The sequence below is a fragment of the Pseudomonas sp. NPDC085632 genome, from assembly GCF_044541255.1.
In the GTDB taxonomy this organism is placed as follows: domain Bacteria; phylum Pseudomonadota; class Gammaproteobacteria; order Pseudomonadales; family Pseudomonadaceae; genus Aquipseudomonas.
Genome location: NZ_JBITSX010000065.1, coordinates 14744 through 28899, shown reverse-complemented (window position 1 = coordinate 28899; position 14156 = coordinate 14744). Strand labels below are relative to the sequence as shown.

Below are 14156 nucleotides of genomic sequence, written 5' to 3'. Positions count from 1 at the left end.
TTGACGAAGAAGTCGTCGAGACCCCGTGGATGCAGATCGACAACGTGTTCTACGAAGCGCGCGGTCAGGCCTGGGCGCTGTCGCACCTGTTGCGCCAGATCAGCGAGCGCGATCGGGCCATCGCCGCGTTCCTGAAATCCCAGAACAAACGCATCGACCTGCTCAGCCAGGTGGTCGCCCTCACCGTGCTCGGCCAGATCGGCGAGCCGCAACCGGTGATCATCTCCGAAGGCGGTATCGACTTTCAGCACTCGACACCGATTGCCACCGGCGCACACCTGTCGGTGAAACTGGTGCTGATGCCGCAAGCGCTGGGCCTGTTGCTGCGCGCCCGCGTCACCCATTGCGACCGTAAGGGCGAGGGTTATGACGTCGGCACCGAGTTCGAACACTTGACCGATGCCCAGCGCCAGTTGCTCGCCCGCTATATCTTGCAGAAGCAGGCTCAGGAACGACGTCTGGCCCGCGAACAGAACGAATCAGGCATTTAATTTAAGGAAGAACCGTGACCCTCATCTACGGCCACCGCGGCGCCAAGGGCGAAGCACCGGAAAACACCCTGAGCAGTTTTCAGGAATGTCTCAAGCACGGCGTGCGCCGCTGCGAACTGGATCTGCACCTGTCCAAGGACGGCGAGTTGATGGTCATCCACGACCCGACCCTCAAACGCACCACGGAGCGGCGCGGCAAGGTCGTCGAACACACCGCCGCCGAACTGGTCACTTACGACGCGCGCAAGGGTGGTCCAGGCTGGATCAAGCCGTGCCCGATTCCGACGCTGGAGGAGTTGTTCGAAAAATGCGATTTCGAGCACTGGCAACTGGAAGTCAAAAGCGCTTCGCGTACTCGTGCGGCAACCACCGTGCTGGCGATTCGTGAAATGGCTCAGCGCCACGGCCTGCTCGACAAGGTGACGATCACCTCGAGTTCGCGGGAAGTGCTGAAAGCGGCGCTGGATCTGGTGCCGGATGTGTCGCGCGGACTGGTCGCCGAATACGCCTGGCTCGACCCCTTGAAGGTCGCGGCCAGCTATGGCTGTGAGATTCTGGCTTTGAACTGGACGCTATGTACGCCGGAACGCCTGCAGAAGGCGCAGCGTCAGGGGCTGCATGTGTCGGTGTGGACCGTCAACGAGCCTGCACTGATGCGCAGACTCGCCGACTTCGGCGTTGACAGCCTGATTTCAGACTTTCCCGGTCTGGCCTATGCCTCGCTCGAGATGTTCTGTAATCGGTCTCCCCGGCCGGCTCAGGCCACCGGCCGGAGCCCGTCAAAAAAGCCGGTTGAGGCCGTCGTACGCCGCTACCCGATAGGCTTCAGCCATGGTCGGGTAGTTGAACGTGGTGTTGACGAAGTACTTCAGGGTGTTCAGTTCGCCCGGCTGGTTCATGATCGCCTGACCAATGTGGACGATCTCCGACGCCTGATAACCGAAGCAGTGAACGCCCAGCACTTCCAGGGTTTCACGGTGGAACAGGATTTTCAGCATGCCTTGCGGCTCGCCGGCGATCTGCGCACGCGCCATGCTCTTGAAGAACGCCTTGCCGACTTCGTACGGCACTTTGGCCTGCGTCAGCTCCTGCTCGTTCTTGCCGATCGAGCTGATCTCCGGAATGGTGTAGATGCCGGTCGGCACATCATTCACGAAACGCCAGCTACCGTTATCAACGATGCTGCCAGCGGCCGAACGGCCCTGGTCGTGGGCGGCACTGGCCAGGCTCGGCCAACCGATCACGTCACCGGCACCGTAGATGTTCGGCACACAGGTGCGGTAAGCCTCGTCGACCTCGATCTGGCCACGGCTGTTGACCTTGACGCCGATGTTTTCCAGACCCAACTGGTCAGTGTTACCGGTACGGCCGTTGCACCAGAGCAAGGCGTCGGCCTTGATCTTCTTGCCGGACTTGAGGTGCAGGATCACGCCGTTGTCGACGCCTTCAACGCGATCGTAATCTTCGTTGTGGCGCACGGTGATGTTGTTGTTGCTGAAGTGGTAGCTCAACGCCTGGGAGATTTCCGAGTCGAGGAAGCTCAGCAACTGACCACGGTTATCGACCAGTTCGACCAGCACACCCAGACCACTGAAAATCGAGGCGTATTCGCAACCGATCACGCCAGCGCCATAAACAATCAGTTTGCGCGGGGTGTGGCCGAGGCTGAGGATGGTGTCGCTATCGTAGATACGCGGGTGATGGAAATCGATGTCCGCCGGGCGATATGGGCGCGAACCGGTGGCGATGATGATGTGCTTGGCCACCAGTTTCTCGACCACACCGTTGGCGCAGACCACTTCGATGGTTTGCTCGTCGGCGAAGCTGCCGGTGCCAAAGAACACGTCGACGCGGTTACGGGCGTAGTAGCCGGTGCGCGAAGCGACTTGTTTGGAAATAACCTTTTCGGCGCTTTTCAACACGTCCGGGAAGGAGAACCAGCGCGGCTCGCCGATCGCCCGGAACATCGGATTGGTGTTGAACTGCATGATCTGCCGCACCGAGTGACGCAGTGCCTTGGACGGGATGGTGCCGAGGTGGGTGCAGTTGCCGCCGACCTGGCGACGGCTGTCGACCATCGCGACCTTGCGCCCTGCTTTGGCGGCGTTCATTGCCGCGCCTTCTCCCGCCGGGCCGGAACCCAGCACCACCACGTCGTAGTTGTAGACAGCCATGCGTACTCCTCAGAACAGGCCGCGGTGCCAGCAGCACCGGCGGCTAAATCACGCCGAACGGCGGCGCGAAGGAACAATTGGGGGTCAATCAAGAACCCGGACACAGTCTATAGAAGCGTCAACGCCGCGCACATTAACCCTTGGTCGCGTCGTAGGCTACTTTTGCCTGCACTACAACGCCAGTTTTCGTATTGTTCTCAGTCAGTTTTTGCGCCACTGAGGCGTTCGAAAGCCTGACTGGTGCGGATGACAAAACCTGTATCGGCACGAATCACAAAGAATGCACCAATGTCATGTTTTTCGGCATAGTCCCACGCCCTTTCGGGGCCGAGAATAAGCAACAGCGTCGATAGTCCATCGGCCATCAACGCTGAAGGATGAATCACCGTGACTGACGCCAGGTCATGTAGGACGGGGGCACCGGTGCGGGCGTCAAAGGTGTGGGAATAACGCCGACCGTCCTGCAGGAAATAGTTGCGGTAGTCGCCGGAGGTGGAAACGCCGTAGCCGTCGACATTGATGATGCGCTCGGCGACCTGTTGATCATCACGGGGTTCTTCCAAAGCGATGCGCCAGGGTGAGCCGTCGAGTTTTCTGCCTTTGGCCTTTAATTCACCTGTGGCTTCGGCCAAGTAGTCTTGAATGCCCATGGCGTCGAGCCTCGCCGCGATAGTGTCGACAGCATAACCGGCAGCAATGCTGTTGAAATCGACTTCGACGGCGGCGTCTTTGCACAACTGATCGCCATTGATGCGCAAGTGCTGATGACCGACGCGCGACATCACCTCGGCGAGTGTGGCGGCGCCAGGGACTTTCTCTTCGCGTCCCTGCGGACCGAATCCCCAGAGATTCATCAGCGGCTCGACAGTGAGGTCGTAGGAGCCTTCGCTTTGCACTGACAGCTGTTCGCCAACGCGGACCAATTCAAGGACCGATGCTGGCATTTTCTGACAGCTGTTCGCGGGCAAAGCGTTAAAGCGCTCGATGTCCGAATCATTGCGATAGGTGGATAACTGCCGATCGACTTCGCCGAGGATACCCTCCACTTCACTGCGAACATGCGCTGATTCAGGCATGCCGGCGTGGCGCACGTACTTGATCGAATACGTGCTGCCCATGGTCGGCCCACCGAAGCCTTCCATGGAGTCGCCACTACCGCAGCCAGCCAATAGGCCACCAAGAATCACAAGCCCAAGCAACCGTCCAGTGAACAATTATTCATCTCTCCGTAAAACCACGGCGGCCATTATGAATTAAAGGATCTGCAACATCTTTATACAAAATCCAATAGTGAGTACCTGAACATGTCCACCACCACGGGCAAAGGCAAAGCGATCTTTCGCGTTGTCAGCGGCAACTTTCTCGAAATGTTCGACTTCATGGTCTATGGCTTCTACGCCACAGCCATCGCCAGGACCTTCTTCCCCACCGACAGCGCTTTCGCTTCGTTGATGCTGTCGCTGGCGACTTTTGGTGCCGGCTTCCTGATGCGACCGCTCGGGGCAATTTTCCTCGGCGCCTACATCGACCGTCATGGCCGTCGTCAGGGCCTGATCATCACCTTGGCGTTGATGGCTGCCGGTACGGTGCTGATTGCCTGCGTACCGGGCTATGCCACCCTTGGTGTCGCCGCGCCGCTGATCGTACTGTTCGGTCGTTTGCTGCAAGGGTTTTCGGCTGGCGTGGAGCTGGGCGGTGTCTCTGTCTATCTGGCAGAAATCGCCACACCGGGCCGCAAGGGCTTCTTTGTCAGTTGGCAGTCTGCGAGTCAGCAAGCGGCGGTGGTTTTCGCCGGGCTGCTCGGCGTCGGCCTGAACCATTGGCTGAGCCCGGAACAAATGGGCGATTGGGGCTGGCGCGTGCCGTTCCTGATCGGCTGCATGATTGTGCCGGTGATCTTCGTCATTCGTCGCTCGCTTGAGGAAACCCCGGAATTCCAGGCACGCAAACATCGCCCTACCTTGCGGGAAATTGTCCGCTCGATCGGTCAGAACTTTGGCATCGTCATCGCTGGCATGGCGCTGGTGGTGATGACCACGGTTTCCTTCTATCTGATCACCGCGTACACCCCGACCTTCGGTAAAGCAGAACTGCATCTGTCGGATTTCGATGCCTTGCTGGTGACAGTGTGCATCGGTCTGTCGAACTTCTTCTGGTTGCCGGTGATGGGCTCGGTATCTGACAAGATCGGGCGCAAACCCCTACTGCTTGCGGCGACGATTCTGGCGATTCTTACCGCTTACCCTGCCCTGTCGTGGCTGGTGGCGAACCCGAGTTTCAGCCATTTGCTGATCGTCGAGTTGTGGTTGTCGTTCCTGTACGGCTCGTACAACGGCGCGATGGTGGTTGCGCTGACCGAGATCATGCCGGTGGAGGTGCGTACGACTGGCTTCTCGCTGGCCTACAGTCTGGCAACGGCAACCTTCGGCGGGTTTACCCCGGCGGCGTGTACGTATCTGATTCATGTGCTGGACAACAAGGCTGCGCCGGGGATCTGGCTCAGTGGTGCAGCGGTGCTGGGATTGATTGCGACGCTGGTGTTGTTCCATGGCAACAAGCACGAACTGCGTACCGCGCAAGCGGCCGTGCCCGGCGGTGCCTGACAGGACGCCATCGCTGGCAAGCCAGCTCCCACAGGGTTTCGGGTGTTAACGCAATTGTGCAATTCACCAAGAAACCTGTGGGAGCTGGCTTGCCAGCGATGAGGGCATAAAGCAAAGATCGCAGCCTTCGGCAGCTCCTACAGAATCAATGCGATCTTTTGATCTTTCCCCAAACAAAAACGCCCCGACCAAAGTCGGGGCGTTTTCATGTGCAGCTATTGCTTAGCGCGGGAACGCTGGCGGATTCACATCAGCCATGTCTTCCATCACGCGGATAACCTGGCAGCTGTAACCGAACTCGTTGTCATACCAGACGTACAGAACAACGCGGTTGTCCTGAACGATGGTCGCTTCAGCATCGACCACACCGGCATGGCGCGAGCCCACGAAGTCAGTCGAAACCACTTCCTGCGAGTTAACGAAGTCGATTTGCTTGTGCAGATCGGAGTGCAGCGCCATGTAGCGCAGGTACTCGTTCATCTCTTCACGGGTGGCGGCTTTCTCAAGGTTCAGGTTGAGAATGGCCATCGACACGTTCGGCGTCGGCACACGGATCGCGTTACCGGTCAGCTTGCCGGCTAGCTCAGGCAGGGCCTTGGCAGCAGCGGTGGCAGCACCGGTCTCGGTGATCACCATGTTCAGCGCGGCGCTACGACCACGGCGATCGCCCTTGTGGAAGTTGTCGATCAGGTTCTGGTCGTTGGTGTACGAGTGAACGGTTTCGACGTGACCGTTGATGATGCCGAACTTGTCATTCACAGCTTTCAGCACCGGCACGATGGCGTTGGTGGTGCAGGAAGCGGCGGAGACGATCTTGTCGTCAGCGGTGATTTCACCGTGGTTGATGCCGTGCACGATGTTCTTCAGCTTGCCCTTGCCAGGCGCGGTCAGAACAACGCGGTCGATACCCGGGCACTGCAAGTGCTGGCCCAGGCCATCAGCGTCACGCCATACACCGGTGTTGTCGACCAGCAGCGCGTCTTTGATGCCGTACTGGGTGTAATCCACTTCAGTCGGGTTCTTCGCGTAGATCACCTGGATCAGGTTACCGTTGGCGGTGATGGTGTTGTTTTCTTCGTCGATGGTAATGGTGCCGTTGAACGAACCATGGACCGAATCGCGACGCAGCAGGCTGGCACGTTTGGTCAGGTCGTTGTCGGCGCCTTTGCGCACAACGATGGCACGCAGACGCAGGCCGTCGCCACCACCGGTTTTCTCGATCAGGATGCGCGCCAGCAGACGGCCGATACGACCGAAGCCGTACAGCACAACGTCGGTGCCTTTACGTGCGGAAGCGTTTTGCTGGCCAACCACGTCAGCCATTTCTTCACGAACGAATTGCTCGGCGCTGCGGCCGTTGCCTTCGTTGCGGAATTTGAACGCCAACTTGCCCAGATCTACCGAAGCCGCGCCGAGCTTGAGCTCGCTCATGGCTTTAAGCAGTGGGAATGTTTCGTGGACGGAGAGTTCGCTGTCGTCGGAAGAACGGTGGCGCGCAAAGCGGTGAGCTTTGAGAATCGCGATGACAGACTGGTTGATCAGGCTGCGGCCATAGATCGAGCTCACCACGTTGTTATTGCGGTAAAGCTGACCGATTAGCGGAATCATCGCTTCTGCGAGTGCTTCACGGTCGATCCATTCACCAAGACACTGGTCGGGCTTCTGAGTCACGGTAACCTTCCACATGTAGGGGCAGAAAAAAGGGGCTACATTATGCCGCCGACAACCTCATTCAGCAATGCGCGCTTGTCGCGCAATCGGTAACAAAATTCCGTTCAAAAAAATCACGCCTTTCTCCAGCCCAGTAAAACCGGGGCTTTCAGCGCAGTCAATTTTTCGACGACTGTTAGACGATGTCTGTAACCCTCCGTAACACCAGCTACTTTCGGCACTACATAATCGCTAAAAAACGCCTTGTTTTTATGGTTACCACTACATTTCGTCCAAACAACGAAGATAGACGTAGTCTGCAACTGACAGGCGGCACCGGACGCCGCTACAATTACCGACTTTGTCGCAAAGCCTGGAGCTCAACCTTCCGTGCCCGTTCTGCGTCTACCGCTACTCCCTGCCGAGGCAGGTAAACAGCATTGGGGCAATTTGCCCGGTGCCGCCCTCAGCCTGGCGATTGCCGAGGCTGCCAGCGCTGCCAAGCGCTTCACCCTGCTACTGACCGCCGACAGCCAGAGCGCTGAACGACTGGAACAGGAGCTGAGTTTCTTCGCCCCGGATTTGCCCGTGCTGCATTTCCCCGACTGGGAAACCCTGCCGTACGATCTGTTCTCGCCGCATCAGGACATCATTTCCCAGCGCATCGCCAGCCTATATAGGCTGCCGGAACTGGAACACGGTGTGCTGGTAGTGCCGATCACCACAGCGTTGCACCGCCTGGCGCCGACCAAGTTTTTGCTCGGTAGCAGCCTGGTGCTGGATGTCGGGCAGAAGCTCGACGTTGAGCAGATGCGTTCGCGGCTCGAAGCCAGTGGCTATCGCTACGTCGACACGGTTTACGAACACGGCGAATTCACCGTACGCGGCGCACTGATCGACCTGTTCCCGATGGGCAGCAAACTGCCGTATCGCATCGACCTGTTCGACGACGAAATCGAAACCCTGCGCACCTTCGATCCGGAAAACCAGCGCTCCATCGACAAGGTCGATTCAGTCAAGCTGCTGCCGGCCCGTGAGTTTCCACTGCAAAAAGACGCGGTCACCCGCTTCAAGGCGCGCTTCCGTGAGCGCTTTGACGTCGACTTCCGGCGCTGCCCGATCTTTCAGGATCTGAGCAGCGGGATTACCCCGGCCGGCATCGAGTACTACCTGCCGCTGTTCTTCGACGAAACCTCGACTCTGTTCGATTATCTGCCGCAAGACACGCAAGTATTCTCGCTGCCGGGCATCGAGCAAGCGGCGGAAAATTTCTGGAACGATGTGCGCAATCGCTATGAAGAGCGCCGCGTCGATCCTTCGCGTCCTTTATTGCCACCGGCGGAATTGTTCCTGCCGGTGGAAGACTGCTTCGCTCGCTTGAAGAGCTGGCCACGCGTAGTCGCCAGCCAGCAAGACGTGGAAACCGGCGCTGGCCGCGAACGCTTCCCGGCGCAGGCACTGCCGAATCTGGCGATTGAAGCCAAAGCCACGCAACCGCTGGCGGCGCTGGCCGGTTTCCTCGATGAATTCCCCGGACGCGTGCTGTTCACCGCCGAATCTGCGGGCCGTCGCGAAGTGCTGCTGGAGTTGCTCGAACGTCTGAAGCTGCGGCCGAAAACCGTCGACAGTTGGCCGGATTTCGTCGCGAGCAAGGATCGTCTGGCGATCACCATCGCCCCGCTCGACGAAGGCCTGATGCTCGACGATCCGGCACTGGCATTGGTCGCGGAAAGTCCGCTTTTCGGTCAACGCGTCATGCAGCGTCGTCGTCGCGAGAAACGTGCCGACGGCAACAACGATGCAGTGATCAAAAACCTCACCGAACTGCGCGAAGGCGCGCCGGTGGTGCACATCGATCACGGGGTTGGTCGCTACCTCGGCCTGACGATTCTGGAAATCGACAATCAGGCAGCGGAATTCCTCACCCTCGAATACGCCGAGAACGCCAAGCTTTACGTGCCGGTAGCCAACCTGCATCTGATCGCGCGCTACACCGGCAGCGACGATGCGCTGGCCCCACTGCACCGCCTCGGTTCCGAGACGTGGCAGAAAGCCAAACGCAAAGCCGCCGAACAGGTACGTGACGTCGCCGCTGAATTGCTCGACATCTATGCCCGCCGCGCCGCTCGCGAAGGTTATGCATTCGCCGACCCGAAAGCCGATTACGCAACGTTCAGCGCCGGTTTCCCGTTCGAAGAAACACCCGATCAACAAACCACCATCGAAGCCGTGCGCGCCGACATGCTCGCGCCGAAACCGATGGATCGTCTGGTCTGCGGCGACGTCGGTTTCGGCAAGACCGAAGTGGCCATGCGCGCAGCCTTCATCGCCGTGCACGGTGGCCGCCAAGTGGCGATTCTGGTGCCGACCACCCTGCTCGCCCAGCAGCACTACAACAGCTTCCGCGACCGCTTCGCCGACTGGCCGGTGAGCGTGGAAGTGATGAGCCGCTTCAAGTCGGCCAAGGAAGTGAATGCGGCGATCGCCGATCTGGCGGAAGGCAAGATCGACATCGTCATCGGCACGCACAAGCTGCTGTCCGACGACGTGAAGATCAAAAACCTCGGGCTGGTGATCATCGACGAAGAACACCGTTTCGGTGTGCGTCAGAAAGAACAGCTCAAGGCCCTGCGCAGCGAAGTCGACATCCTCACGCTGACCGCCACGCCGATCCCGCGCACGCTGAACATGGCGGTGTCGGGCATGCGCGATCTGTCGATCATCGCCACGCCACCGGCGCGTCGCTTGTCCGTGCGCACCTTCGTCATGGAGCAGAACAAGAGCACGGTCAAAGAGGCCCTGCTCCGCGAACTGTTGCGTGGCGGTCAGGTTTACTACTTGCACAACGATGTGAAAACCATCGAGAAATGCGCTGCCGATCTCGCCGAACTGGTGCCGGAAGCGCGTATCGGCATCGGTCACGGACAGATGCGCGAGCGCGAACTCGAACAGGTGATGAGCGACTTCTATCACAAGCGCTTCAACGTGCTGATCGCCTCGACCATCATCGAGACCGGTATCGACGTGCCGAGCGCCAACACCATCATCATCGAGCGCGCCGACAAGTTCGGCCTGGCGCAACTGCACCAGTTGCGTGGTCGTGTCGGCCGTAGTCACCACCAGGCTTACGCCTACTTACTGACGCCGCCGCGCCAGCAAATCACTTCGGACGCGGAAAAACGTCTGGAAGCGATCGCCAACACCCAGGACCTCGGCGCCGGTTTCGTGCTCGCCACCAACGACCTGGAAATCCGTGGCGCCGGCGAACTGCTCGGCGATGGTCAGAGCGGGCAGATTCAAGCCGTCGGCTTCACGCTGTACATGGAGATGCTTGAGCGCGCGGTGAAATCGATCCGCAAGGGCGAGCAACCGAACCTTGATCAACCGCTCGGCGGTGGCCCGGAAGTCAACCTGCGCGTGCCGGCGCTGATTCCGGAAGACTATCTGCCGGACGTTCACGCGCGCCTGATCCTGTACAAACGCATCGCGTCGGCGACCGATGAGGAAGGCCTCAAAGATCTGCAAGTCGAGATGATCGATCGCTTCGGTCTGCTGCCGGAACCAACGAAGAATCTGGTGCGCATCACGGCGTTGAAGTTGCAGGCCGAGCAGTTGGGCATCAAGAAAGTCGATGGCGGTCCGCAAGGTGGACGTATCGAGTTCGAGGCGCAGACGCCGGTCGATCCGATGACGTTGATCAAACTGATCCAGAGTCAGCCAAAACGCTACAAATTCGAAGGCGCGACGATGTTCAAGTTCCAGGTGCCGATGGAACGCCCGGAAGAACGCTTTAATACTGTAGAGGCGCTGTTTGAGCGCCTCCTCCCGAAATCTGTTTGAAGGACGCCCAATGCGCCTGTTTCGTTCGCTGACTTTGCTACTCACCCTGGTAGCACCTTCGGTTTTCGCCGATGACCTGTATCAGGTCGAAATGATTCTGGTCCGGCAGAACGCCGTACCGGCCATCGTCAGCCGTGCCGCGCCGGAAGACTGGGCCGCTGGCGCTCAACGCCTGGGCGATGAGAGCAAACGCACACCGGCGCTGAATGACGTGGTGACTAAACTCACCGCCAGCGGCGATTACAGCGTGCTGATGCACAAGGCCTGGCAGCAAACCCTCGGCGAAGCACCGGCGAAAGTCGCGGTCAGCGACGGTCAGGAGCAATACGGCCAGTTCCCGATCGAGGGCACGCTGGAGATGAAACTCGGGCGCTTTACCGACGTGGCTGCCGATTTCTGGGTCAACCAGATCGACAGCAATGGTCTGGTCACCGCCAGCGAGCGCCTGAAACAGGACAGCCACACCAAGAACGGCCAACTCAACTATCTCGACAACGGCCATCTGGCCCTGCTGATCAAGATCACTTCCCTGACCGCGCCTGCGCCACGGGAAGCGCCTGAAGCGATTCCGGACTGATCGAAGTCCTTATGAACCCGCCGCTGAGTAAACCGTTGGCGCCCTCCTGGGTCAGCCGATTCAAGGAACAGAGCCTGGAGCGTGGCCGCCGCTACGCCCTGGAAAACCGGGTACGCATCGCCCAGGTCGGCGATGCAACGATCACCGCCAGCTGCGAAGGCTCTGGCGGTAACGTTTACCGTCAGACGATTCATCTTCGCGAGTCAGCCAAAGGCACTCTGCTGCTGGTCGATGCCGGGTGCACCTGCCCGGTTCGCAGCAACTGCAAACACTGCGCTGCGGTACTGCTGAAAGTGCAGGAAACCCTCGATTACCCCGCTGCAGCCAAAGACGCCGAACTGCTGGAAAAACTTCAAGCCGTGCTGGAAAACCGCAGCCCGAAAGCGCCGCCGCAAGTGCTGGTCGACAACGTGCAGCCCATGCCACGCCTGTGGCTGGCCAGTGTCGAGTTCAGCGCCTTCGAACCACGCAACGGCAAGATGCAGCGTTATATTCAGCACCGCGCGGCGTTGTCGTTCAGTTATCTGGATGAGTACGTCAGCGGGCAGAAGCACAGCGACATCCTGATCCGTCAGGAAACCCAGACGCTGCGGATAAAACGCCACCCGGACGTCGAACAGTCCTACCGCGAACAGTTAAGAATCCTCGGCTTTCGGATCGCCACGCGGCAGAGCAAAGCGCTGCCGGAAAGCGCTGGCGAACTGTATGAGATGGTCAATGACAGCGCTTGGCTGACCTTCACCCTCAACGACTTGCCGAAGCTGCGCAGCCAAGGCTGGGAACTGCAGATCGACGAGGAGTTCGGCTTTGATCTGACCGCCGTGGATGACTGGTACGCCACGGTCGAACAGGCGCCGGAGCGCGACTGGTTTGATCTGGAACTGGGCATCATCGTCAACGGTGAGCGCCTGAGCCTGCTGCCGATCCTGCTCAATCTGATGCGCTCGCACGCGGAAATCCTCAATCCGGAACGCCTTGCGCGCCGTCGCGATGACGAGCTGATTCTGGTCAACGTCCCGCAACGCAACATTGAGCACGGGCCACTGCAGGTGGCGTTGCCGCTAGGCCGGTTGAAACCTGTGCTGATGACGCTCGGCGAGTTCTATTTGCAAGAACCGGGCGAAACCACCCTGCGCCTGAGCAAGGCCGACGCGACACGACTCAATTCGCTGGAAGGCCTTCCACTGCTGTGGGAGGGTGGCGAGCAGATCCGCACGTTCGCCCAACGCTTGCGCGACATCCGTGATTTCAGCGCTGATGCGCCGGAAGGACTGAACGCGACACTGCGCCCGTATCAGCTTGAAGGCTTGAGTTGGATGCAGTCGCTGCGACAACTGGAAGTCGGCGGGATTCTCGCGGACGACATGGGTTTGGGTAAAACCCTACAGACCCTGGCGCATATTCTGAGCGAGAAAAACGCCGGGCGTCTCGATCGACCATGCATGGTGGTGATGCCGACCAGCCTGATTCCGAACTGGCAGGATGAGGCGGCGCACTTCACCCCGCAACTGAAAGTAGTCGCGCTGTACGGCGCCACTCGCAAGAAGCATTTTGACAACCTGGGTGACTTCGATCTGATCCTCACCACCTACGCGCTGCTGCCCAAGGACGTCGAACGTCTGGCCAAACAGCCGTTGCATGTGCTGGTGCTGGATGAAGCGCAGTACATCAAGAATCCGAACAGCAAAGCCGCTCAAGCCGCGCGCGAGCTTAATGCACGCCAGCGCCTGTGCCTCAGCGGTACGCCGCTGGAAAATCACTTGGGCGAGCTGTGGTCGCTGTTTCACTTCCTGCTGCCCGGCTGGCTCGGCGACGTGAAAAGCTTCAACGCCGATTACCGCGTGCCGATTGAAAAACGCGGCAGTGAAGTCAGACTTCAACACCTCAACGGCAGGATAAAACCGTTCTTGCTGCGCCGCACCAAAGAGCAGGTTGCCACCGAGTTGCCGCCGAAGACTGAAATCATCCACTGGGTCGATCTCAACGAAGCGCAGCGCGATGTGTACGAAACCATGCGCCTGGCGATGGACAAGAAAGTCCGCGACGAGATCACCCGCAAAGGTGTGGCGCGCAGCCAGATCATCATTCTTGAGGCGTTGCTCAAACTGCGTCAGGTTTGCTGCGATCTGCGCCTGGTCAATGACGCCACCCTGCCCGCTCGCGGCAGCACCTCCGGCAAGCTCGACAGCTTGATGGAAATGCTTGAGGAGTTGTTCGAGGAGGGACGGCGAATTCTGCTGTTCTCGCAATTCACCTCAATGCTGTCATTGATCGAAGACGAGCTGAAAAAACGTAACGTTTCCTACGCGCTGTTAACCGGCCAGACCCGTGATCGACGCACGCCGGTGAAGGAATTCCAGAGCGGCAAGCGTCAGATCTTTCTCATTAGCCTGAAGGCTGGCGGTGTTGGTTTGAACCTGACGGAAGCGGATACGGTGATTCACTACGACCCGTGGTGGAACCCGGCGACCGAGAATCAGGCGACCGACCGTGCTTATCGGATCGGCCAGGAGAAACCGGTATTCGTCTACAAGATGATTGCCCGGGGCACGGTGGAAGAGAAGATTCAGCACCTGCAAAAGGAAAAATCCGATTTGGCGGCGGGCGTGCTGGATGGGCGCAAGGCCGGGGACTGGAAGTTGCAGACTGATGATATTGAAGCGTTGTTTGCGCCGTTGCCGGATAAGTCCGACAAGCGTTGAGATCTGCGTGGCCAGTTAGATGGCTATCGCTGGCAAGCCAGCACCCACAGGTATCGAGTTGGAACACCGTTTTGTGTACGACTCACAACCCTGTGGGAGCTGGCTTGCCAGCGATGGGG

General features: G+C 59.2%; 8 protein-coding genes and 2 pseudogenes. 7 read left to right on the top strand and 3 right to left on the bottom strand.

Annotated features, from left to right (window positions below; all coding sequences use genetic code 11):
* The 3 genes and pseudogenes from ACIF4X_RS27165 to ACIF4X_RS27155 form a co-directional block, all read left to right on the top strand.
* Positions 1 to 101, top strand: a pseudogene (locus ACIF4X_RS27165) (DUF2333 family protein); the annotation flags it as partial.
* 69 nt (positions 102 to 170) lie between these two features.
* On the top strand, positions 171 to 491 hold the full coding sequence (locus ACIF4X_RS27160; RefSeq protein ID WP_397484436.1) for a PilZ domain-containing protein: 321 nt from the start codon (positions 171 to 173) through the stop codon (positions 489 to 491).
* A 14-nt stretch (positions 492 to 505) separates the two neighbouring features.
* Positions 506 to 1216 (top strand): annotated as a pseudogene (locus tag ACIF4X_RS27155) (glycerophosphodiester phosphodiesterase); the annotation flags it as partial.
* A 54-nt stretch (positions 1217 to 1270) separates the two neighbouring features.
* On the opposite strand, the gene sthA reads toward ACIF4X_RS27155, so the two are convergent.
* Complete coding sequence (gene sthA, locus ACIF4X_RS27150) at positions 1271 to 2665, bottom strand: Si-specific NAD(P)(+) transhydrogenase (protein ID WP_007984277.1); 1395 nt, start codon at positions 2663 to 2665, stop codon at positions 1271 to 1273.
* 197 nt (positions 2666 to 2862) lie between these two features.
* A complete protein-coding gene (locus ACIF4X_RS27145) occupies positions 2863 to 3807 on the bottom strand; it encodes an FAD:protein FMN transferase (protein ID WP_397484435.1) in 945 nt (314 codons plus the stop codon).
* Between the two features lie 162 nt (positions 3808 to 3969).
* On the opposite strand from ACIF4X_RS27145, the gene ACIF4X_RS27140 reads away from it, so the two are divergent.
* The gene (locus ACIF4X_RS27140) at positions 3970 to 5268 is read left to right on the top strand and encodes an MFS transporter (protein ID WP_397484434.1); all 1299 of its coding nucleotides are present in this window, start codon (positions 3970 to 3972) and stop codon (positions 5266 to 5268) included.
* 222 nt (positions 5269 to 5490) lie between these two features.
* Here the strand turns inward: ACIF4X_RS27140 and ACIF4X_RS27135 are convergent, their stop codons facing one another.
* On the bottom strand, positions 5491 to 6954 hold the full coding sequence (locus tag ACIF4X_RS27135; RefSeq protein ID WP_008082184.1) for a glyceraldehyde-3-phosphate dehydrogenase: 1464 nt from the start codon (positions 6952 to 6954) through the stop codon (positions 5491 to 5493).
* Between the two features lie 354 nt (positions 6955 to 7308).
* On the opposite strand from ACIF4X_RS27135, the gene mfd reads away from it, so the two are divergent.
* From mfd to ACIF4X_RS27120, 3 genes are read left to right on the top strand one after another with little or no spacing between them, the layout of a single operon-like run.
* Positions 7309 to 10758 (top strand): transcription-repair coupling factor, encoded by a 3450-nt coding sequence (mfd, locus tag ACIF4X_RS27130; protein WP_397484433.1) that lies wholly within the window; start codon positions 7309 to 7311, stop codon positions 10756 to 10758.
* Positions 10759 to 10768: 10 nt separating this feature from the next.
* Positions 10769 to 11335, top strand: coding sequence for a CsiV family protein (locus ACIF4X_RS27125; RefSeq protein ID WP_397484432.1), 567 nt, complete (start codon positions 10769 to 10771; stop codon positions 11333 to 11335).
* Between the two features lie 11 nt (positions 11336 to 11346).
* Positions 11347 to 14037: a DEAD/DEAH box helicase gene (locus ACIF4X_RS27120; protein ID WP_397484431.1), complete on the top strand. Its 2691-nt coding sequence runs from the start codon at positions 11347 to 11349 to the stop codon at positions 14035 to 14037.
* Positions 14038 to 14156 lie beyond the last annotated feature (119 nt).